17 protein-coding genes are annotated in these 20790 nt (G+C 72.3%); 10 read left to right on the plus strand and 7 right to left on the minus strand.

The features are described 5' to 3' along the window. Window positions 1–444: 444 nt before the first annotated feature. The 5 genes from P3T35_RS35870 (at window position 445) to P3T35_RS35890 (ending at window position 6266) form a co-directional block, all read left to right on the plus strand. Window positions 445–1248 carry an SDR family oxidoreductase gene (locus P3T35_RS35870; RefSeq protein WP_280709233.1) on the plus strand — a complete coding sequence of 268 codons (804 nt, stop codon included), beginning with the start codon at window positions 445–447 and terminating at the stop codon, window positions 1246–1248. A 147-nt stretch (window positions 1249–1395) separates the two neighbouring features. Further along, entirely contained in the window at window positions 1396–2433 is a 1038-nt protein-coding gene (locus P3T35_RS35875; protein WP_101384350.1) for a MupA/Atu3671 family FMN-dependent luciferase-like monooxygenase, read from the plus strand. A 127-nt stretch (window positions 2434–2560) separates the two neighbouring features. Further along, on the plus strand, window positions 2561–5086 hold the full coding sequence (locus tag P3T35_RS35880) for a beta-ketoacyl synthase N-terminal-like domain-containing protein (RefSeq protein ID WP_180356811.1): 2526 nt from the start codon (window positions 2561–2563) through the stop codon (window positions 5084–5086). Beyond that, entirely contained in the window at window positions 5083–6000 is a 918-nt protein-coding gene (locus tag P3T35_RS35885; RefSeq protein ID WP_101384352.1) for a transglutaminase domain-containing protein, read from the plus strand. Before P3T35_RS35880 ends, P3T35_RS35885 begins: the two co-directional genes overlap by 4 nt. An 11-nt stretch (window positions 6001–6011) precedes the next feature. Then, on the plus strand, window positions 6012–6266 hold the full coding sequence (locus P3T35_RS35890) for a hypothetical protein (protein WP_101384353.1): 255 nt from the start codon (window positions 6012–6014) through the stop codon (window positions 6264–6266). A gap of 489 nt (window positions 6267–6755) precedes the next feature. Here the strand turns inward: P3T35_RS35890 and P3T35_RS35895 are convergent, their stop codons facing one another. Beyond that, on the minus strand, window positions 6756–7559 hold the full coding sequence (locus tag P3T35_RS35895; protein ID WP_101384354.1) for an exodeoxyribonuclease III: 804 nt from the start codon (window positions 7557–7559) through the stop codon (window positions 6756–6758). Window positions 7560–7851: 292 nt separating this feature from the next. On the opposite strand from P3T35_RS35895, the gene P3T35_RS35900 reads away from it, so the two are divergent. After that, a complete protein-coding gene (locus P3T35_RS35900) occupies window positions 7852–8655 on the plus strand; it encodes a GntR family transcriptional regulator (protein WP_101384355.1) in 804 nt (267 codons plus the stop codon). 77 nt (window positions 8656–8732) lie between these two features. Here the strand turns inward: P3T35_RS35900 and P3T35_RS35905 are convergent, their stop codons facing one another. After that, window positions 8733–9893, minus strand: a complete 1161-nt coding sequence (locus P3T35_RS35905) for an ROK family protein (protein ID WP_348533451.1) — start codon at window positions 9891–9893, stop codon at window positions 8733–8735. A 313-nt stretch (window positions 9894–10206) separates the two neighbouring features. Between P3T35_RS35905 and P3T35_RS35910 the strand changes: the two genes are divergently transcribed. Next, window positions 10207–10914 carry a 50S ribosomal protein L11 methyltransferase gene (locus P3T35_RS35910; RefSeq protein ID WP_101385556.1) on the plus strand — a complete coding sequence of 236 codons (708 nt, stop codon included), beginning with the start codon at window positions 10207–10209 and terminating at the stop codon, window positions 10912–10914. 6 nt (window positions 10915–10920) lie between these two features. Here the strand turns inward: P3T35_RS35910 and bioD are convergent, their stop codons facing one another. Genes bioD through bioB form a run of 3 tightly spaced genes read right to left on the minus strand, consistent with a single transcriptional unit; the run spans window position 10921 to window position 14251 of the window. Then, entirely contained in the window at window positions 10921–11670 is a 750-nt protein-coding gene (gene bioD / locus P3T35_RS35915) for a dethiobiotin synthase (protein ID WP_101384357.1), read from the minus strand. Window positions 11671–11675: 5 nt separating this feature from the next. After that, window positions 11676–12980 carry an adenosylmethionine--8-amino-7-oxononanoate transaminase gene (locus P3T35_RS35920; protein ID WP_101384358.1) on the minus strand — a complete coding sequence of 435 codons (1305 nt, stop codon included), beginning with the start codon at window positions 12978–12980 and terminating at the stop codon, window positions 11676–11678. After that, window positions 12980–14251 carry a biotin synthase BioB gene (gene bioB / locus P3T35_RS35925; RefSeq protein WP_101384359.1) on the minus strand — a complete coding sequence of 424 codons (1272 nt, stop codon included), beginning with the start codon at window positions 14249–14251 and terminating at the stop codon, window positions 12980–12982. The genes P3T35_RS35920 and bioB overlap by 1 nt, the downstream gene beginning before the upstream one ends. A 194-nt stretch (window positions 14252–14445) precedes the next feature. Between bioB and P3T35_RS35930 the strand changes: the two genes are divergently transcribed. Then, window positions 14446–15210 carry a hypothetical protein gene (locus tag P3T35_RS35930; RefSeq protein ID WP_101384360.1) on the plus strand — a complete coding sequence of 255 codons (765 nt, stop codon included), beginning with the start codon at window positions 14446–14448 and terminating at the stop codon, window positions 15208–15210. Between the two features lie 75 nt (window positions 15211–15285). On the opposite strand, the gene P3T35_RS35935 is transcribed toward P3T35_RS35930, so the two are convergent. After that, window positions 15286–17802: a DEAD/DEAH box helicase gene (locus P3T35_RS35935; RefSeq protein ID WP_101384361.1), complete on the minus strand. Its 2517-nt coding sequence runs from the start codon at window positions 17800–17802 to the stop codon at window positions 15286–15288. Window positions 17803–17892: 90 nt separating this feature from the next. On the opposite strand from P3T35_RS35935, the gene P3T35_RS35940 reads away from it, so the two are divergent. Together P3T35_RS35940 and P3T35_RS35945 are read left to right on the plus strand one after the other, a co-directional pair. Next, entirely contained in the window at window positions 17893–19071 is a 1179-nt protein-coding gene (locus tag P3T35_RS35940) for an 8-amino-7-oxononanoate synthase (protein WP_101385557.1), read from the plus strand. 47 nt (window positions 19072–19118) lie between these two features. Then, on the plus strand, window positions 19119–19892 hold the full coding sequence (locus P3T35_RS35945) for an enoyl-CoA hydratase-related protein (RefSeq protein ID WP_101384362.1): 774 nt from the start codon (window positions 19119–19121) through the stop codon (window positions 19890–19892). A 66-nt stretch (window positions 19893–19958) separates the two neighbouring features. Here the strand turns inward: P3T35_RS35945 and P3T35_RS35950 are convergent, their stop codons facing one another. Further along, the gene (locus P3T35_RS35950) at window positions 19959–20612 is read right to left on the minus strand and encodes a GNAT family N-acetyltransferase (protein WP_101385558.1); all 654 of its coding nucleotides are present in this window, start codon (window positions 20610–20612) and stop codon (window positions 19959–19961) included. Between the last annotated feature and the right edge of the window lie 178 nt (window positions 20613–20790).

The raw sequence follows: 20790 nt of genomic DNA on the forward strand, positions 1-20790 counted from the left end.
CTAGGGTTTCAGCGACGGTGGCACGGTAGGGTTTCTTGTGCCGGCCGCCCGTTCTGTTCGCCCGGCCGGATGAATAACCTGGAATGCATTGCATGCTGGAGGGGGATTGACCGGGATGCTTCGCCGTCGGGACAATCGGAATTCCTTTGGCCCGCCCCGCAGCTGCTTGGATTCCTTGCTGCCCGCGACGGAGAGCGGGGCGTCTGCGGGCACCGCCCACCTGGGAGCCCGTGAACGCGACGCACTCGCCAGGGCACGCGATCTCGAGACTTCGACCGAGGCGGCCGGCCGCCGATCATCATCGTGCCGGACCGCTCCTGTCTGGTGGAGTACGGCTCGCACGCAGAGCCGCCGGCCCGTCGGGGCCGTTGTCGTTGGGGCCACAGCACGCAGACCGCTTCTTGTCGGAGTGCGGCGCGTGGGTGGCTCGGAAGGGTGGAGCAGGTGACGGGTGCGACGGAGAACGAGGAGAACGGGGCGCGCCGGCTGGGAGGGGCGGGACCGGCGGTGGGGCCGCTGGTCGGCAAGACCGCCCTGGTGACCGGTGGTTCACGTGGTGTCGGCCGGGGAATCGTCGAGCGATTGGTCCGTGACGGCGCGGTGGTGGTGATCGGCTTCCGTCAGGACGCGGACGCGGCCGCGGCGGTGGCAGGCCGCATGGCAGCGGTGGGCGGCCTGGTTCACCCCGTGCGGGCGGACCTGACGCGACCCGGTGAGGTGGCGCGGTTCTTCGCCGTAGGCGAGGAACTCACCGGCGGGATCGACATCCTGGTGAACAACGCCGCCATCATGCTCCGGGGTAAGTTCGCCGATGCCACGGAGGAGGACTTCGACCGGATCATGGCGCTCAACGTCAAGGTTCCGTTCCTCGCCATCCAGCAGGCCGCCCATCGGCTCCGGGACGGCGGACGCATCGTCAACATCTCCTCCACGGCTACCGCGTTGGCTCACCCGTCGCAGGCCGCTTACTCGGCAAGCAAGGCAGCGCTCGACCAGTTGACCAAGGTCGCGGCGAAGGAGTTCGCCAAGCGCGGCATCACCGTCAACACCGTCTCGCCCGGCGGCGTGGAGACCGAGGAGGTCGTGGCCGGCGTCCGGCCCGAGGTACTGCAGCAGTGGCGCCGCTCGAGCGCCTTCGGCCGGCTCGGGCTGCCGCAGGACATCGCCGACGTGGTCGGCTTCCTGGTCGGACCTGACGCGAGGTGGCTGTCCGGCCAGAACCTGCAAGCCGCGGGCGGGGCGGTCTGATGGCGGTGCTCGACCGCCGCTCGGGCCTGGCACGAGGGCTCGGTCACCCGCTCTCCCTCCCGCCCCAGGTGGACGAACCCTCGCGACGAGCTGACCGCCCCAGTGGGTGGGCCCCGCTCCCGCTCGGACAAGAAACGGACCCCGGACATGACCTTGCACCACGGCGAGCGGTCGCTGGGCCTCTACTTCTTCTCCGCCCTGGAGGACGGAGCCAGGGGCGACGCCGCGGGCTACCGCCTGCTGCTCGACGCGGCACGGGCCGCTGACGACGGGGGACTTGACTTCCTGTGGCTCCCCGAGCGCCACTTCACACCGTTCGGCGGCGCACACCCGAACCCGTCCGTGCTGGCGGCCGCGGTGGCGGTGGCCACCCGGCGGATCCGGATCCGAGCGGGCAGCGTGGTGCTCCCACTGCACGATCCGCTCCGGGTGGCGGAGGAATGGGCGGTCGTGGACAACCTGTCGGACGGGCGCGTGGAGATCGCCTCGGCCGCCGGCTGGAACCCGCGGGACTTCGTGTTGTCGCCGGAGGCGTACGCGGACCGCGCCGCACGGGCTCACGAGAACCTGCGAACCGTGCGGGAGCTGTGGGCCGGAGGCGAGGTGTGCCGCACCGGCGCGCTCGGCGAACGGTACGCCGTGCGCTCGTACCCGCGGCCGGTGCAGGCGGTCCTGCCCCACTGGGTCACCGCTGCCGGCAACCCCGAGACGTTCGAGTACGCCGGCCGGATCGGCGCGGGAGTCCTCACCAGCTACGGTGCGGTCACCGCCGCCCAGCTCACGGAGCGGATCGCCGCCTACCGCCGTGCCTTCGAGGAGCACCACGGTGGGACGGGTCGGGTGTCGGTGATGGCGCACGCCGCCATCGGGGCCTCGGGGCAACAAGTCCGCAGTGAGGCCGAGCAGCCGCTCCGCCGGTACCTGGCCAGCTACGCGAGCCAGCAGGAGGCGCGCGGTGACCAGCGGACGGTCGAGAAGAGCCTGGACTTCGCAGCGCAGCGCTACCTGCGGGGCCGGTCGCTGATCGGCGACCGGAACGAGGCGCTCGCAGTCCTGCAGAACATCTTCGCCACCGGTGCCGACGAGGTGGCCTGCCTGGTCGACTTCGGCGTGCCGCGGCGGACCGTGCTCGGCACCGTTGACGAACTCGCCGAGATCCAGGCAGCACTGCTCCGACTCCCCTGAGCCCGCCCCGTGTCCAGCAGGGCCGTAGCCGTACCGAGAGGAAAGGATCAACATGCCCCGCGAATCCCGAGACACCGAACAGGTCGAATCCGTGAAGCCCCTGCCGCTCCCGATGGTGCGGTCATACGTGCGTGAGGTCGTGGCGGCGGTCATCGGCGGTACGGCGGACGAGCTGACCGGCCCCGACGCCCTGCGGGAGCTGAACATGGACTCGCTGACCCGGATGAACATCACCTTGCGGTTCGACCAGGACCTCGGCGACATCCCGCCCACTCTCATGTTCGAGCACCAGACCGTCGAGGATCTCGCCCACTACCTTGTGGCCGAGCGCGACACCCGGCTGCGCGAGGTGCTTCCGCCTCCCGGGCCGCAGGTGAGCCAAGCGGCTGCTCAGCCGCACCCGGCGCCGGCCGGTGAAAGCCCAGTAACGTACCCTGCCGGGGACATCGCGGTGACCGCGGTGACCGGACGGTACCCGGGCGCGCCGGACCTGGAGGCGCTGTGGCAGAACCTCCGGGACGGCGTGTCCACCATCAGCGAGGTGCCGGCGGACCGCTGGGATTGGCACGAGCATTTCGACCCATGTCACGGGCAGCCGGACCGGAGCTACGGCCGCTGGGGCGGGTTCATCGACGGGGTGGCGGAGTTCGACGCCGAGTTCTTCAACATCCTGCCGGTTGACGCGGTGAACACGGACCCCCAGGAGCGGCTCTTCCTGCAGGCGTGCTATCACCTCCTGGAGCAGGCCGGCCAGTTGGGCACGATGCACGAGCCGTCGACCGGTGTCTTCGTCGGAACGATGAACGCCACCTACGGCAAGATCGGTGCCACCGCCTGGCCCTCGGGCAAGCTGACCGGAGCCAACTCCGCCCCGTGGTCGATCGCCAACCGGGTCTCCTACTTCTTCGACCTGCACGGCCCGAGCTTCGCGGTCGACTCGGCCTGCTCCTCCTCGCTGACCGCGATCCACCTCGCGGTACAGAGCCTGCGGAGCGGTGAGTGCCGCACGGCGATCGCCGGGGGAGTGAATCTGATCCTCCACCCCGCGCACCTGGTCGGCCTGTCCGCGGCGGGCATGCTCTCATCGGACGAGGCCTGCAAGGTGTTCGACGCAGCCGCCGACGGGTTCGTGCCGGGAGAGGGCGTCGGGGCGGTCCTGCTCAAGCCCCTTGCCGCAGCGGTGTCCGACGGCGACCGCATCTGGGGCGTGATCAAGGGTACTGCGATCAACACGGCCGGCCGGACGTCGGGGTACGCGGTGCCCAACCCGGCCCGACAGGCGGAGCTGGTGGCCACTGCGATGCGTGTCGCCGCAGTGGCCCCGGGATCCATCTCCTACATCGAAGCCCACGGCACCGGAACCGAGTTGGGCGATCCGCTGGAGACGGCGGGCCTGGTCCGGGCGCTCGCCCCGGGCCGGGCGCCGCAGGCCCCCTGCGCCGTCGGCTCCATCAAGGCCAACATCGGGCACCTTGAGGGAGCCGCGGGCATAGTCGGCCTGACGAAGGTCCTCCTGCAGCTGAAACACCATCAGATCGCGCCGTGCTCCAGCCTGGTGAACCTCAACCCCAGGATTGCGGAGTCCTCGGTGCTGCGCTTCCCGCGTGCTCTGGAGGACTGGCAGGCCGAGGGCCCGCGCCGGGCCGGCGTCAGCTCCTTCGGCGCGGGTGGTGCCAACGTCCATCTGATCGTGGAGGAGTACCTGCCCGCGTTCCCGGAGCCGGCGGCCGAACCCGTCAGGTCGGCCGAGCCGGAGCAACTGGTGCTGCTGTCCGCGCGCACCAGCACCCAGTTGCGGGAGCTGGCCCGTGCGTTGGCCCAGCGGCTGGACGAAGCAGCCACTGAGCCGTACGACTTGACGGGGCTGGCGTACAGCACCCAGGTGGGGCGCAGGGAGCTTCCGGTGCGACTGGCCGTGTCCGCCACCGACGCGGCCTCGCTCCGCAGTGCCCTGACCGCGTTCGGCACCGGTGAGCGGGCTCCAGGGGTCCAAGCCGGCCGCCTGGACCCGGACCGCGCACACGGCGACCTGCTGGACGACGAGGACGGGCGGGCCTATGTCGACGCCCTGATGGCGAAGCGCCGGCTCAGCAAGCTCGCGGGCCTGTGGGTGGACGGAACCCCGATCGACTGGGCGCGGCTCTGGGACACCCGCCCGCCCGCCAGGGTCGAGCTGCCGCCCTATCCGTTCGAGCCCGCGTACTACTGGGTCCCGGTCGCCCGGGACCACGCGCGGGTCCCCGTATCTCAGGACGACGCGCCCGTTGTGACGCCACCGACCACCCGCACCACGGCGGGCGTTCCGAGCGGGGCCGATGGCCGGGCCGGCGCCGACGACCGTCATGCGGTGGTCGAGTGGGACGTGCGGCTCGCGGCCTGCGGATTCCTCCTGGTCGACCCCGCCGACGTCGACCTGGCGGCCGACCTGATGGAGCTGGGCTTCGACTCCGTCTCACTGGTGCACTTGACCAGCCAGATCGGCGAGACTTACGGCGTGGAAGTGGAACCGGTGGTGGTGTTCGACCACCCGACGCTGGCCGATCTCTGCCGCTTCCTGGTGACGGACTTCGCCGAGGCGGTCGACGAGCGCTGCCGGCGCTTGGGCGGCGAGGCACCCGGCGCCGCGTCGACCAGCGGGGAGGAGCAGCCATGACGACCCCGACGACTGCGCAGGTGGTGGAGAGAGCCCGGAGGATCCCGGACCGGTACCGGGAGTTCGACGTTCCCTCGGACACGGTGCTGAAGGTCTACCGGGTTCCTCGGCCCTTGCTGGACGAACTGCTGGATCTCGGTCACCCGCATCGAGGCCGGGGTGAGGAGCAGCGGTTCGACGTCTTCGACTTGGAGAACCTGACCAACGCGCTGGAGATCAACGCGCCCAACTGGGTCCTGATGAGGGCCCTGGGGCACACGTACGACAGGGACATCGGCAGGATCGACGATGCGTACCGCCTTCAGGTGACGGCCCGTTGCCCGGAGCCGGGCCACGCCGGTGACTGCGACGTCGCCCCTGGCCGTCTGCTCGTCCCGGCACCTGAGGAGGCGGACGACCTCTCCTGTGAACCGCCGAGCACCGTCGTGCGGCGGGTCACTCTGCCGGCTGAGGAGTACTACTTCGAGGACTCGGTGCTCCCGCTCTTCGAACCCGCAGCGCAGCTGACCTTCTACCTCATCCCGACCGACCTCTCCACCGATCTCGGATTCGCCGCCGAAACCGGCCTGGCGGACTGCCGCCTTGCCAACCGCCTCCTTCTCGATCGTGCCCGGCGAGTCGTCGTCGAGGCCCGGATCGCCAGCGGCCTCATCATGGCCGCCCCGCTTCCCCTGCGCCACATGTGGATCGAGGTCAGGGTGGGCGACCGCTGGATCGCCGCCGACCCGTTCTTCATCCGGACGCTGACCCGCTGGCGGATCATCAGCCCTCAAGAGTGGCCGCTGCGGCGATCACCGCAGCGCATCTACTGGCCCATCGCCGGCTCGCCACTGCCCGAGGACATGTCGCTCCTCACGCACAGAGGCGCAGAAGTACGCGGATCAGCGCGGATCGCGAACTGGCGGCCAAGGTAGGAAGTTGTCGGATGTCCGGACGTGATCGCGGCGTGTTCACACCGGCCGGCTGCACACCCTGCTCGAAGGCACCGACGTCGCGCAGAGCGTGCGCAACCGCTTCCCCCGGTAACCGATCGCGCGGCCGGCGCATTCCCCTGGGGGCGGCTGCCCTGAACCGGCAGGCCTGGGGCATCAACGCGAACACCCTCGACACGCGGCCGACCCGCAGTGAACTGCGGGCGATGGCGATCGACTACGCCGAGCTCGCCGGCAAGGAGCAGTAGGGGGCTGCTGTCCCGCCCTGGTCGAGGAGGCCCATGGGAATACCGGGAGTTGCAATCTCCCGCCACCGCACATGGCTCTCGCGCCGGATCCGTCGCGGTGGCCCGGACAACGACCGGGGAGCGGCTGGGGCGAGACTCTTCCATGAGAGTCAGGTGCCTGCAGATCATCCACCCCGCGGCTGACATCTGCCTGTCCCAGGAGCGCGGGACGACGCCGTAGCACCCGGAAGTCCTGCGACCTGCGCAGCGCTGTCCGCGGCGAATCGCCATCGCGGAGCGCCGCGAACCAGCGCGGGGTTACTGCGGTTCTGCGGGCTCTCCTACGGCGCCGATACCGTCACGACTGGGTGGCGACCGTCACCTGCTCAGGGCACGTGGAGCTGACGGCAGCGCGTCAGCGGCTGCCGTGATCCGGGGCTCTGAGGCTTGTGCTGCTTCCCAGAGATCCAGGCCCGGGTGCTCGGCGGCGCCCGGGCCGACTGCGCCGGCTCAGGCCTCGTGCTCGAAGTGCGCCGTGACCGGTGCGTGGTCCGACCAGCGCTCGGCGTGGGAGGCGGGGCGTTCGACGTAGGCGCGGGTGCAGGTGTCGGCGAGATTCTGACTGGTCATCAGATAGTCGATCCGCCAGCCGCTGTCGTTGTCGAAGGCCCGGCCGCGGTAGGACCACCAGCTGTAGGGGCCGTCCTGGTCGGGGTGGTGGCGGCGGACCACGTCGACGTAGCCGGCCTCGTCGAGGACCCGGGTGAGCCAGGCGCGCTCCTCGGGGAGGAAGCCGGAGGCCTTCTGGTTGGCCTTCCAGTTCTTCAGGTCGGCCTGCTGGTGGGCGATGTTCCAGTCGCCGCAGACCAGGACCTCGCGGCCCTCGGCGGCTGCCCTGGTGCGCAACTCGCCGAGGTGGACCAGGAATTCGGCCATGAAGCGTTCCTTCTCGGTCTGCCGCTCGGTGCCCACCTCGCCCGAGGGCAGGTAGAGGCTGGCGATGGTCAGGCCGGGCAGGTCGATCTCCGCGTAGCGGCCGGAGTCGTCGAACTCCGTTGAGCCGAAACCGATTTGGGTGCGCTGCGGGGCGGTGCGGGAGAGCACGGCCACCCCGGCGCGGCCCTTGGCGGCGGCCGGCGCCCAGAGGGTGTGCCAGCCGTCGGCGTCCCGCACCTCGGGCGGCAGCTGGGCGATCTCCGCGCGCACCTCCTGCAGGCAGACCACATCCGCCGAGGTCGCGGCGAGCCACTCGATGAAGCCCTTCTTCGCCGCGGCCCGGATCCCGTTCACATTCGCAGTCGTCACCACAGTCACCCGCGCAGCCTACCTGCCGGGTGCGGGCTGCCGGTCAACATGAAGGCCGGATGAAGGTCCGTTGCGCGGCGGTCAAAGCCTTGGCATTGGTCTTGACCATCTCCCGGCGCACCACCTAGGGTCCCTTACTGCAAAGACCTTTAATAAAGAAGGACGGATAAAGCCCCGGCCTGCCACCAGGCAGAACCCGCCCCGCAGCAGGCGCCTCGGGGGCCGGAGCCAGCCGCGCCTTCGGGATGCCGGACGCGCGGCCGTACCACAGCGGCCCGGGCCGGCCAGGGTGGAGGACACGGTGGGGACAGCTCAGCTCGCGGCGGTACCGGAGCCGAAGTACTGGCACCTGCGCACGGTGCTGCTGCGCGCCATCACCTCGGAGTTCGCCACCGGTGAGGTGATCCCGAACGAGCGTGAGCTGGCCGCCCGGTTCGGCGTGGCCCGGGCCACCCTGCGGCAGGCGCTCGACCAGCTGGAGCTGGAGGGCCGGCTGGTCCGCCGCCGCGGCATCGGCACCCTGGTCGCCGCGCCCCGGGTCGGCGTGCCGGTCAGCCGCCGCGACGAAGGCTGGCCCGGTGGCAACCGGGAGCAGGTCTGGCAGACGGTCGGCTGCACCGTGGCCCCCGCCGGTGAGCGGCTCGCCGAGGCGTTGGGCGTGCCGGCCGGCGAAACCGTGCACAGCGTGCGCCGGATCCGGGTGGCCCAGGGCCAGATCGTGGCTACCGAGGCGCTGCACGTGGCGGACTCCGCACTGCCCGCGCTCCCCGAGATCCGCCTCTCCGGTGCGGGGGAGGACGCTGCCGAGGGTGCCGCCGACGGCGAGGAGCAGGGCCGCGCGGTGCTGCGCCGGCTGGAGCGGCTGACCGTGGACGGCGAGTCCCGCGCGGTCGAGCTCGGCGTAGCCGAGGCCGACGAGGCCGCGCTGCTGCAGCGGCCCCCGGGCACCCCGGTGCTGGTGGTCACCGCCCAGTACGCCGCCGCGGGCCGGCTGGCCGCCCTGGCCGTCTCCACCTACCGCGCCGACACCTGCCGGCTCACCTTCGGCGAGACCGGCCTGGTCGAGGTCACCCCGGTCCCGGCGGCGGTCCGCAGCGCCAGCTGAACCGCCGGCTGACGAGACGTCAAGAAGGCCCCCGTTCCTACCAGGACGGGGGCCTGACTGTCTGTCAGCCCGGTCGGTCAGCCCCGCGCGGAGACCGGCTGATCCAGCGCGAACAGCTGCTCCTCCACCTGGTCGAGCGCCAACCGCAGCGCCCCCAGCGCCACCACGTCCTCGCCCAGCGTGGAGAGCGCCACCTCGGGCGCCCGCAGGCAGTAGCGCGCGAGCTGCTCGCGCAGCGGCTCCAGCACGTCGTCCAGGCCGGCCGCCCAGCCGCCGATCACCACCAGCTGCGGATCGATCGCCAGCACCAGCGCCGCGACATCGTGCACCAGCCGGCGCAGGAAGCGGTCCATCGCCACCCGGGCCACCTCGTCGCCCTCGCGGGCCAGGGTCAGCACCCGGGCCACCGCCGCCTCGTCCAGCGGGTCCAGCGGCTTGCCGGTGGTGGAGAGCAGCCGCTCCGGGGTGGCCTGCTGGCCCAGCAGGTGGAGGGCGCCGATCTCACCCGCCGCGCCACCGAAGCCGCGGTGCAGCCGGCCGTTGATCAGCGAGCCGGCGCCCGGGCTCAGCCCGGCGAGCACGAACACCACATCGCCCATGCCGACCGCCGCGCCCTGCCAGTGCTCGGCGATCGCGGCCAGATTGGCGTCGTTCTCGATCAGCACCGGGCAGCGGAACGAGCGGCGCAGCCTGGCTCCCAGGTCCAGGCCGGTCCAGCCGGGCATCGCGGTGCCGAGCCGCACCGAGCCGTCGCCGTCGATGATCCCCGGCGTGCCCACGCCGACCGCCCAGAGGCTGTCCCGGGACACCCCGGCCTTGCGCAGCAGCTCGGCCACCGCGCCGCGCGCCGCGCCGAGCCGCCCCTCGGCGTCCATGGTCTCGGTCACCGCGCGGGTGTGGCTGCCGAGCTGCTCGCCGGCCAGGTCGGCCAGCACCACCCGGATCGTGTGCACGCCGATTTCGATGCCGAGACTGTGCCCGGCCTCGGCGCGGAACCGGAACCAGCGGGCCGGCCGACCGCGCTGGCGGCCGCCGTCCTGGCTCTGCTCGACCTCGGCGACCAGCCCGGATTCCATCAGGCCCTCGATCACGCCCTCGACGGTCGGCCGGGACAGGCCGGTGTCGCCGACCAGTTGGGTGAGGGTGACGGCCTGCCCGTCGCGCAGCGCCCGCAGGGTGACCGCGGCGTTGATCCGACGCAGCAGCGAGGTGTCTCCTCCGACGAGTCGATCCGTCAAGTCGCTGCCTTTCCGCATTCGCGCGACGTCCCTGGCGCGCGGTGACGAGAGTGCGCGGTGCGATCGGTGCGCCGCGAGCGGACGCTTCGCCGATGCCGCGCGCGAGGTGCCGCATCTCGGAGGGCGTCAGCCGGATCCTAGCCCGGGCCGCGACGAGCCCGCGAGCATTCTCGCAGCTCATGCCCTGTTCGAAACCGAAAGTTGACCTAAGGTCCGGCGGTGTGGCGATGGGCTGTTGACGGGCTCATGGCGCAGGTGTGCCCCGCGCGAGTTGCGGGCACGGCAGGGCGCCGGGGGACATATGCTGCGGCGCATGCCGAACGATATTCCCGTCCTCGAACCGAGCGGAACCCCGGCGCCGGATGCGGCCGCGTTCCTGGCAGGGCGGACCAGTCTGGCCCCCGTGCCCTTCGTGCCCGAGCTCAGCCTGCACATGGCGGATGACGTCATCACGCTCTGGGAGGCGATGGAGGAGGCCCGCGGTGAGATCGGACTGCCGCCGCCGTTCTGGGCGTTCCCCTGGGCCGGTGGCGTGGCGGTGGCCCGGTACGTGCTGGACCACCCGGAGCTGGTGGCCGGGCGCCGGGTGCTCGACCTGGCGGCGGGCTCGGGGCTGGTCGCCATCGCGGCCGCGCGGTGCGGTGCCGCGGCGGTTCGGGCCGTGGACATCGACCCCGATGCCGTGGTGGCCATGGACGTCAACGCCGAGGCGAACGGCGTCGAGATCGAGCCGGTGGCCGAGGACATCCTCGACGGCGACGGCGGGACGGCGGAGGTGGTCCTGGCGGGCGACGTCTTCTACGAGCGGGCCATGGCCGCGCGGTTCCTGCCGTTCCTCCAGCGGGCGCAGGCCAGGGGAGCACAGGTGATCGTCGGTGATCCGGGCCGGGCGTATCTGCCGCGCGAGCGGTTCACCAGCCTGGCGACCTACCGGGTGCCGGTGGTGGCCGACCTGGAGGACGCCGAGCACAAGGCCACCACCGTCTGGCGGCTCAACTCGGCGTCCTCACAGGGCGACTGACACGGACTACGCGGGGTGGGCCCGGGCGAACGCCGCCGCGTCCCAGACTCCGCCCAGGGCGGGCGCGAGCGCCGCGGCCGCCCGGTCGGCGAAGCCCTCGGCGGTCGCGACCGCCCCGGCGGGCAGGGCGCCGAGCAGCGGTGCGCCGGCGTCCTTGGGCAGGTCGGCGAGGTTGCACCGCATCGCGAGATCGGGATCGGCCGGCCAGCTGCCGATCACGATGCCGGGGGTGCGCAGGCCGCGGGCCCGCAGCGCCTCGGCGTTGAGACCGGTGCTGTTGAGGCTGCCGAGTCCGGCGGTCACCACGGTGAGCACCTCGCCGCCGGTGGCCTGCGCCATGTCGGCCAGGGTCAGCCCGTCCTCGTTGTAGCGGACCAGCAGGCCGCCGGCTCCCTCGACCAGCACCAGGTCATGGCCGGCCGTCAACTCCTTGATTTCCAGCGTCACCTGATCAAGGGTCAGGGACGGAAGTCCGGAGCGCCGGGCGGCCGTGTCGGGGGCCAGCGGCTCGGGGTAGCGGGCCAACTCGCGCAGCGTCACGGTGGTTCCGGCGAGCCGGGCCACCTCCGCGCAGTCGCCGGCCTCGCCCGGTGCCACGCCGGTCTGGCCGGGCTTGAGCACCGCCACCGAGCGGCCGGCCCGCGCCGCGAGCGCCGCGATCGCGGCCGTCACGGCGGTCTTGCCGACCTCGGTGCCGACACCGCTGACGAAGAGCAGCTGTCCGGGGCCGTCTACCGAGCTGGTCGCTGCGTTCATCGTGCTCATCCCTTCAGCGCCGCGGCCGCGACGGCGGCGCCGATCCGGGCCAGGTCCTCGTCGTCGGTCACGTACGGCGGCATGGTGTAGACCAGGTCGCGGAACGGACGCAGCCACACCCCCTCGCGGGCCGCCGCCTCGGTGGCGGCCACCACGTCCACGGGGTGGTCCAGCTGCACCACGCCGATCGCCCCGAGCACCCGGGCGTCCGCGACCCCTGGAGCCCCGGCCAGCGGGTCGAGCGCGGCCCGCAGGCCGGTCTCGATCCGCTTGACCTCGGCGACCCAGTCCTGCCCGAGCAGCAGCTCGATCGAGGCGTTGGCGACCGCGGCGGCCAGCGGGTTGCCCATGAAGGTCGGCCCGTGCGCCAGCACCGGCACCGAGCCCCGGCTGATGCCATCGGCCACTTCGGCCGTGCACAGCGTGGCCGCCATCGTCAGGTAGCCGCCGGTGAGCGCCTTGCCGAGGCACATCACGTCGGGCGACACCCCGGCGTGGTCGGCCGCGAACAGCGCTCCGGACCGGCCGAAGCCGGTGGCGATCTCGTCGAAAACCAGCAACACGCCGTGCTGGTCGCAGAGTTCACGCAGCAGCCGCAGATAGCCGGGGGAGTGGAAGCGCATCCCGCCCGCACCCTGCACCACCGGCTCCACGATCACCGCGGCCAGTTCATCGGCATTGCGCTCGATGGTGTCGGCGAGCTCGGCGGCGTAGGCCGGGTCGACCTCCGCGTCGAAGCCGGCCGGCGGCTCGCCGACGAACAGCTGACGGGGCAGCACCCCGCCCCACAGCTGGTGCATGCCGCCGACCGGGTCGCACACCGACATCGGGTGGAAGGTGTCGCCGTGGTAGCCGCCGCGCCAGGTGAGCAGGCGCTGCTTGGCGGGACGGCCCACCGACTGCCAGTACTGCAGGCACATCTTCATCGCGACCTCGACCGCGACCGAGCCGGAGTCGCCCAGGAAGACGTGCTGCAGCGGCTCGGGCGTGATCTCCACCAGCTTGGCGGCCAGCCGCACGGCGGGCTCATGGGTGAGCCCGCCGAACATCACATGGCTCATCCGGCCCAGCTGGTCCTGGACCGCCTGGTTCAGCACCGGGTGGTTGTAGCCGTGCAGGGCCGCCCACCAGGACGACATGCCGTCGATCAACTCGCGGTTGCCGCCCAGGGGTTCGGCCAGCCGCAGGCGCACGCCGGCGGCCGACTCGACCAGGTGCGAGGGCACCGTGCCGGGCATCGGCCCGTACGGGTGCCAGACGTGCGCCCGGTCGAGCGCGACCAGCTCCGCTGCGTTGGTGAGGTCGGACATCAGGCGTTCGGGGCCAGCTCGGTGCCGGCGCCGCGGCGGCGGACCCGGACCAGGTCCTCGCGCAGGGCGCCGGCGTCGGGCTCGGCCTGCGCGGCCGCCGCCTCGGACTGCTCGGCGGCCGCGACGGCTCCGGCGGGCTCACCGCACGGACCGCAGCCGCCACCGGCGTGCCCGCCGCAGGCGTGGGCCGCGGCCGTCTCGGCGGCCTCGCCCGAGGAGCCGCACCCGCCGGAGGAGCCGCAGCCGGCGAACTGCTCGGCGTACTCCGAGCGGTGCCGCGGCATGGTCGCCTCGCCCTGGCCCTCGACCTCGAAGCCGGCGTCCTTGATCATGTCCAGGTCCGCCTGCCCCGCCTGGCCCTCGCTGGTCAGGTAGTCGCCCAGGAAGATCGAGTTGGCGATGTGCAGGCCCAGCGGCTGCAGGCTGCGCAGGTGCACCTCGCGGCCGCCCGCGATCCGCACCTCGGTGTCGGGGTGGACGAAGCGGACCATCGCCAGGATCCGCAGGCAGTGCTGCGGGGTGAGGTTCCACTCCTTGGCCAGCGGGGTGCCCTCGAACGGGATCAGGAAGTTCACCGGCACCGAGTCGGAACCGAGCTCGCGCAGCGCGAACACCACGTCCACCAGGTCCTCGGCACTCTCGCCCATGCCGGCGATCAGGCCGGAGCAGGCGGACAGGCCGGCGCCGTGCGCCTTCTCCACGGTGTCCACCCGGTCCGCGTAGGTGTGGGTGGTGGCGATGTCGCCGTAGGTGCCCTCGGAGGTGTTGAGGTTGTGGTTGTAGGCGTTGACGCCGGCCGCGGCCAGCCGCTCGGCCTGGTTGTCGGAGAGCAGGCCGAGACAGGCGCAGATCTCCACGCCCGGGTCGGCGTCCTTGATCGCGGCGATGGTGTCGGTGACCCGGTCGATGTCGCGGTCCGTCGGCCCGCGCCCGCTGGCCACCAGGCAGACGCGCTTGGCGCCGCCGGCCACACCCGCGGTCGCCGCCTGGGCGGCCTCGTCGGGCTTCAGCCAGGTGTACTTGAGGATCTCGGCCTTGGACCCGAGCCGCTGGGAGCAGTAGTTGCAGTCCTCGGGGCAGAGCCCGCTCTTCAGGTTGACCAGGTAGTTGAGTTTGACCCGGCGGCCGAACCACTTGCGGCGAACCTTGCCGGCGGCGGCGACGACGTCCAGCAGGTCGTCGTCCGCGGTGGCCAGCACCGCGAGGGCCTCCTCCCGCGTGGGGAGTTCGCGGTTGAGGCCTTTGGCAACGAGGGTGTCGAGCAGATCCATGCGCTGATCCTGCCTGGCGGACGGCGCGCGGCGCCATAGCGAACCGACCAGAAGATCGCCCGGATGGTGTGCGAGTTGTCACATAGCGGATTTGAGGGATGGTTCGCTCACGAGCCCTTGGTCGGCGGGTCCGCCGGAGGGTCCGCCGCCAACCCTGTGACCTGCGCCTCGATCTTGCTGCATACAATCACCCCATGACCACGCAGGGGGATGAGAGCTCGATATCCGACCGCGCGCCCGGCACCCCAGACGCCGTCAGAAACGGCGCGCGCGGCGGGTCCAAGCGGCGCATCGTCGCCTGGTGCGGCGCGATCGCGGTGCTGGGCGCCGGCGGCTGGGTGGTCTCCCGTCCGCATCCCGGCGACCTGCTGCCCGGGCTCGGCAGCACCAGCCAGGACGTGTCCGTGGTGGTGGGCAGCCCGGCGCCGAGCTCGGCGACCGACCCCAACCCGTTCGACGTCAACCGGTACTTCCCGCAGAGCAAGCCGGTCGAGGTCAACAACTACAAGGGCAAGCGGTCCGGAGCCCGGCAGAGCGGCGACTGCAACGAGGTGCTGCAGGACGCGGCGAAGAAGCTCCTCAAGGACGCCGGCTGCCAGGCCTACATGGCCGTCAGCATCAGCCGGGGGGACACCAGGGTGCTCACCAGTGTCACCGTGCTGCGGTTCGCCGATGACGGCGCCGCCGCCAAGGCCGCCGAACTGCTCGCCGGCCAGGGCGCCGTGGTGCGCTTCGTGCTGCCGGACGCCACCTTCGCGGCCGCGCCCAGACCGGCTCCCGGCGGCGCCGCCAAGAGCGACCCGGCGCCCAAGGTGCAGGCGGTGCGGCACTACGTCACGCTGACCAGCTCGCGGTTCGCCGATGGCCACGCCCCGGTGACCCCGCAGGACAGCCAGGACCTGGACGAGGCCACCCGGGCCGGCTCCTACACCGCCGGGACGGCCTTCGTCTGGTCCTGATCGTCCTGACCGTCCTGACCGTTCTGAGCTTCCTGATCGACCGTCAGTCGACGGCCGATCAGGAACAGAGAGTGCTCAGCCGCCCAGTCGGTCCACCGCCATCACTCGCAGCACGGCCCGGCCCTCGGCGTCCGAACCGTAGAGGTCGACCTCGGCGCTGATGCCCCAGTCGTGGTCGCCCGCCGGGTCGTCGAAGATCTGCCGGACCCGCCACAGGCCGGCGTCGTCGTCCTCCTCGATCAGCAGCATCTTCGGGCCGCGGGCGTCCGGACCGGTGCCCAGGTCGTCGTGCTCCTCGTAGTAGACGTCCATCGCGTCCGCCCAGCGGTCCGCGTCCCAGCCGTTCTCGCCGTCCAACTCGCCCAGCGCGCCGTAGTGTTCGAGGGCGGCCAGCTCGACGCGGCGGAACATCTCGTTGCGCACCAGGACCCGGAAGGCCCGGGCGTTGGCGGTGACCGGCTGCGGCTTCGCCTCCAACTCGGTCTGTTCCTCGGTGGGTTCGGTCGGGTTGGCGAGCTGCTCCCACTCGTCCAGCAGGCTGGAGTCGACCTGGCGGACCAGCTCGCCCAGCCAGGCGATCACGTCCTTGAGCGCCTCGGTCTTCAGCTCCTCCGGCACCGTCTGCTCCAACGCCTTGTAGGCACCGGCCAGATAGCGCAGCACGATGCCCTCGGTGCGGGCCAGGTCGTAGTGGCCGACGTAGTCGGTGAAGGTCATGGCGCGCTCATAGAGGTCGCGCACCACCGACTTGGGCTGCAACTGGTGGTCGCCGATCCACGGGTGGGCGCGGCGGTAGACCTCGTAGGCGTGCTCCAGCAGCTCCTCCAGCGGCTTGGGCCAGGTGATCTCCTGGAGCCGCTCCATTCGCTCCTCGTACTCGATGCCGTCGGCCTTCATCTGGCCGATCGCCTCACCGCGCGCCTTGTTCTGCTGGGCGGCCAGGATCTGGCGCGGGTCGTCGAGGGTCGCCTCGACCACCGAGACCACGTCCAGCGCGTAGCTGGGGGACTCCTGGTCGAGCAGCTCGAAGGAGGCCAGCGCGAAGGTGGAGAGCGGCTGGTTGAGCGCGAAGTTCTCCTGCAGGTCGACGGTGAGGCGGACGGTCCGGCCCTCGGCGTCCGGCTCCGGCAGCCGCTCCACCACGCCGCCGGCCAGCAGGCTGCGGTAGATGGCGATCGCGGCGCGGATGTGGCGGCGCTGGGCGGCGCGGTCCTCGTGGTTGTCGGTGAGCAGCTTGCGCATCGCCTGGAAGGCGTTGCCGGGCCGGCCGATCACCGCCAGCAGCATCGCGTGGGTGACCTTGAACCGGGAGACCAGCGGCTCCGGATCGGCGGCGATCAGCCGGTCGAAGGTCTCCTCGGTCCAGCCGACGAAGCCCTCCGGCGCCTTCTTGCGCACCACCTTGCGCTTCTTCTTGGGATCGTCGCCGGCCTTGGCGAGCGCCTTCTCGTTCTCCACCACGTGCTCGGGCGCCTGGGCGGCCACCTGGCCGACGGTGTCGAAGCCGGCCCGCCCGGCGCGGCCGGCGATCTGGTGGAACTCCCGGGCCCGCAGCACCCGCACCCGCACCCCGTCGTACTTGGAGAGCGCGGTGAACAGCACGGTGCGGATCGGCACGTTGACCCCGACGCCGAGGGTGTCGGTGCCGCAGATCACCTTCAACAGGCCTGCCTGGGCCAGGCGTTCGACCAGTCGGCGGTACTTGGGCAGCATGCCCGCGTGGTGCACGCCGATGCCGTGCCGGACGTAACGGGAGAGATTGCGGCCGAACTTGGTGGTGAACCGGAAGTTGCCGATCAGGTCGGCGATGGCGTCCTTCTCCGCCTTCGAGCACATGTTGATGCTCATCAGCGACTGGGCCCGCTCCACCGCCTCCTTCTGCGTGAAGTGCACCACGTAGACCGGCGCCTGATTGGTCTTCAGGAGCTCTTCCAGGGTGTCGTGCAGGGTGGTTCGGCGGTACTCGTAGAACAGCGGCACCGGGCGGGTGGCGGATCGGACCACGGTGGTGGCCCGGCCGGTCCGCCGCGTCAGGTCGGCCTCGAACCGGCGGACGTCGCCCAGCGTCGCCGACATCAGCAGGAACTGCGCCTGCGGCAGCTCCAGCAGCGGGATCTGCCAGGCCCAGCCGCGGTCCGGCTCGGCGTAGAAGTGGAACTCGTCCATCACCACCTGGCCGATGTCGGCCCGCTCGCCGTCCCGCAGCGCGATGTTGGCCAGCACCTCGGCGGTGCAGCAGATGATCGGCGCGGTCGGGTTGACGCTCGCGTCGCCCGTCATCATGCCGACCTGCTCGGTCCCGAACATCTTGCAGAGGTCGAAGAACTTCTCCGAGACCAGGGCCTTGATCGGCGCGGTGTAGAAGGTCCGCTTGCCCTCGGCCAGCGCCGCGAAGTGCGCGCCCGCGGCGACCAGCGACTTGCCCGAGCCGGTCGGCGTCGCCAGGATCACGTTGGCGCCGGTGAACAGCTCGATCAGCGCCTCCTCCTGAGCCGGATAGAGGGTGATGCCCCGCTCCTCGGCCCACCCGGCGAAGGTGGTGTACAGCGCGTCTGGGTCGGCGGGCCTGGGCATCAGATCAAGGAGGGTCACCGGCCCACCCTACCGTTCGCGCAGCACAGGCCCGGGGTGTGCCCGGGAGCACGTTGCCCGGGGCCCGCCGCGCGTGCCAGGGTGCGGACCATGATCGAGCCGACCACCACCGCCCGCCCGCAGGCCCCGGCCGCCGTCTTCGACTGGCTGGACGAGGCGGCCGAGCTGCGCGCCCGCGCCGGCCTCACCCGCACCCTGCGCAGCCGCCCGGCCGACGACCCGGTGCTGGACCTGGCCTCCAACGACTACCTCGGCCTCACCCGCCACCCGGCGGTGACCGAGGCCGCCGCCGCGGCCGCCCGGCGCTGGGGCGGCGGCGCCACCGGCTCCCGGCTGGTCACCGGCACCACCGCGCTGCACACCGAGCTGGAGGTCGAGCTGGCCGACTTCTACGGTGTGGAGGCGGCCCTGGTGTTCTCCTCCGGCTATGCGGCCAACCTGGCCGCGCTGACCGCGCTCACCGACCCGGACACCCTGATCGTCTCGGACGCCTACAACCACGCCTCGCTGATCGACGGCTGCCGGCTGGCCCGCGCCCAGGTGCACCGGGCTCCGCACGCCGACCCCGCCGCCGTGGCCCGGGCGCTCGCGGAGCGGGCCGAGCCGCGGGCGCTGGTGGTCAGCGACACGGTCTTCTCGGTGGACGGCAACGCGGCGCCGCTGGCCGAGCTGTCGGCGGCGGCCCGCAGCGGGGGAGCGGCGCTGCTGGTGGACGACGCGCACGGGCTGGGCGTGCTCGGGCCCGGCGGGCGCGGCGCGCTGGTCGGCGCGGGCCTGGCGGGCGAGCCGGACACGGTCGCCACTGCCACCCTCTCCAAGTCGCTCGGCGCCCAGGGCGGTGCGGTGCTCGGTCCGCGACGGGTGATCAGGCACCTGGTGGAGAGCGCCCGCACCTTCATCTTCGACACCGGCCTGGCCCCAGCCTCGGTGGGCGCGGCACTGGGCGCGCTGCGCCTGCTGCGGGCCGAGCCGGAGCGCGCCGCCCGGGCCCGCGAGGTGGCCGCGCTGCTGGCCGAGCGGCTGACCGCGGCCGGGCTGCACGCCAGCACCCCGGATGCGGCGGTGGTCTCGGTGCGCGCGCCCGGCCCCGAGCAGGCGCTCGCGTGGGCCGCCGACTGCCGCACGGCCGGGCTGGCGGTGGGCTGCTTCCGCCCGCCGTCCGTGCCCGACGGCTACTCCCGGCTGCGGCTGACCGCCCGCGCAGACCTGACGGACGCCCAGATCTCGCTCGCGGTGGCCACCCTGGCCCGTACTGCCCCGAGGCCGTAGCCGCTACTGTCTGGGTTCACGAACGTTAACCACCTTGGAGGACCCTCATGACCCGGTTCGTCACCCTCGAGGTCACCGACGGCGTCGGCACCATCCGGCTGGACCGCCCCAAGATGAACGCGCTGGACATCGCGATGCAGGACCAGCTGCACGAGGTCGCCGACGAGGCCGCCGCCCGCACTGACGTCCGCGCCGTGGTGATCTACGGCGGCGAGCGGGTCTTCGCCGCCGGAGCCGACATCAAGGAGATGCAGGCCATGTCGTACACCGACATGGTGGCCCGCGGCGGTGCGCTCCAGGAGGCCTTCACCGCCGTGGCCCGGATCCCCAAGCCGGTGGTTGCGGCCATCACCGGCTACGCCCTCGGCGGCGGCTGCGAGCTGGCGCTGTGCGCCGACATCCGGATCGCCGCCCAGAACGCCAAGCTGGGCCAGCCGGAGATCATGCTCGGCCTGATCCCCGGCGCCGGCGGCACCCAGCGCCTGCCCCGCCTGGTCGGCCCCAGCAAGGCCAAGGACCTGATCTTCACCGGGCGGATGGTGGACGCCGAGGAGGCGCTGCGGATCGGCCTGGTCGACCAGGTGGTCCCGGCCGAGGAGGTCTACCAGGCGGCGCTGGCCTGGGCCGGCAAGCTGGCCGCCGGCCCGGCCTGGGCGCTGCGCGCCGCCAAGGAGTCGATCGACCGCGGCCTGGAGAGCGACCTGGACACCGGCCTCGCCATCGAGAAGGCGCACTTCGCAGGCCTGTTCGCCACCGAGGACCGGACCACCGGCATGCGCAGCTTCGTCGAGGAGGGCCCGGGCAAGGCCAAGTTCGCCTGATCGCACGGGGGCTGCCCGGCTGCGGGCAGCCCCCGTCAAAGCCCTCAGGACCCGCCCGTCAAGCCTTCAGGACCCGCCTGCCGTGAGCAGCACCTCGGCCCCCACCGGCTGGTACCCCGCCGCCTGGAAGACCCGCACGCTCTTCGCGTTGCCCGGCGCCTGCTGCGCCCACACCACATCGCCCTCCGGCACCAGATGCCGCGCACTCACCGCCAGCGCCCGCCCGATCCCGCGCCCCTGTGCACCCGGGTCCACCTCGATGGCCGCCTCCCAGCGCCCGGCCACCCCGCGCCCGAGCACCAGCAGGCCACCGCCCGGCGCCTCCCAGACCCGCACCCCGTCGCGGAACCGCAGCGCCCGGACCACGCGCGGGTGCTCCCGGTCCTCGATCTCCACCAGCGGCAACGGCGGTTCGCCGGGCAGTCGTTGAGCCACCGTCAGCAGGTCGCTGTTGCCGATCCGCCGCCCGGTCCGCTCCGCGAGGGCCACCAGGAAGTGCGGCGACAGCGGCGCGGCGAGCTGGTCGTGCGAGGCGTTCGCGATGCTCTTGCGGACCCACTCCGGGTCCTCGTCGGTGAACACCACGGCGTGCGCGCAGAGCGCCAGCACCCCGGCCTCCCGCTCGTCGGGCTGCGGCACCACCGTGACGCTTCCGTCGGCGGGCGGGAACCGGCCGTGGGCGGCGTCGTCCAGGATCAGGGCCAAGGTCGATTCGTTCATGATCGGCACCCTACGGGCCGGTCCCGCACTGGTTACGGGCCAGTCCCCCCACCGGCCGTCACCGCCCGGCACAGCCGTGCCCCCCCCCCCCCGGGGGGGGGGGGGGGGCGGGGGGGGCGGGGGGGCGCCCAACCACCGCTGCGGAGACACCAAGATGAACGGCCGCCCCCAGCCCCCC

It is taken from the genome of Kitasatospora sp. GP30 (assembly GCF_029892145.1).
GTDB classification, from domain to species: domain Bacteria; phylum Actinomycetota; class Actinomycetes; order Streptomycetales; family Streptomycetaceae; genus Kitasatospora; species Kitasatospora acidiphila.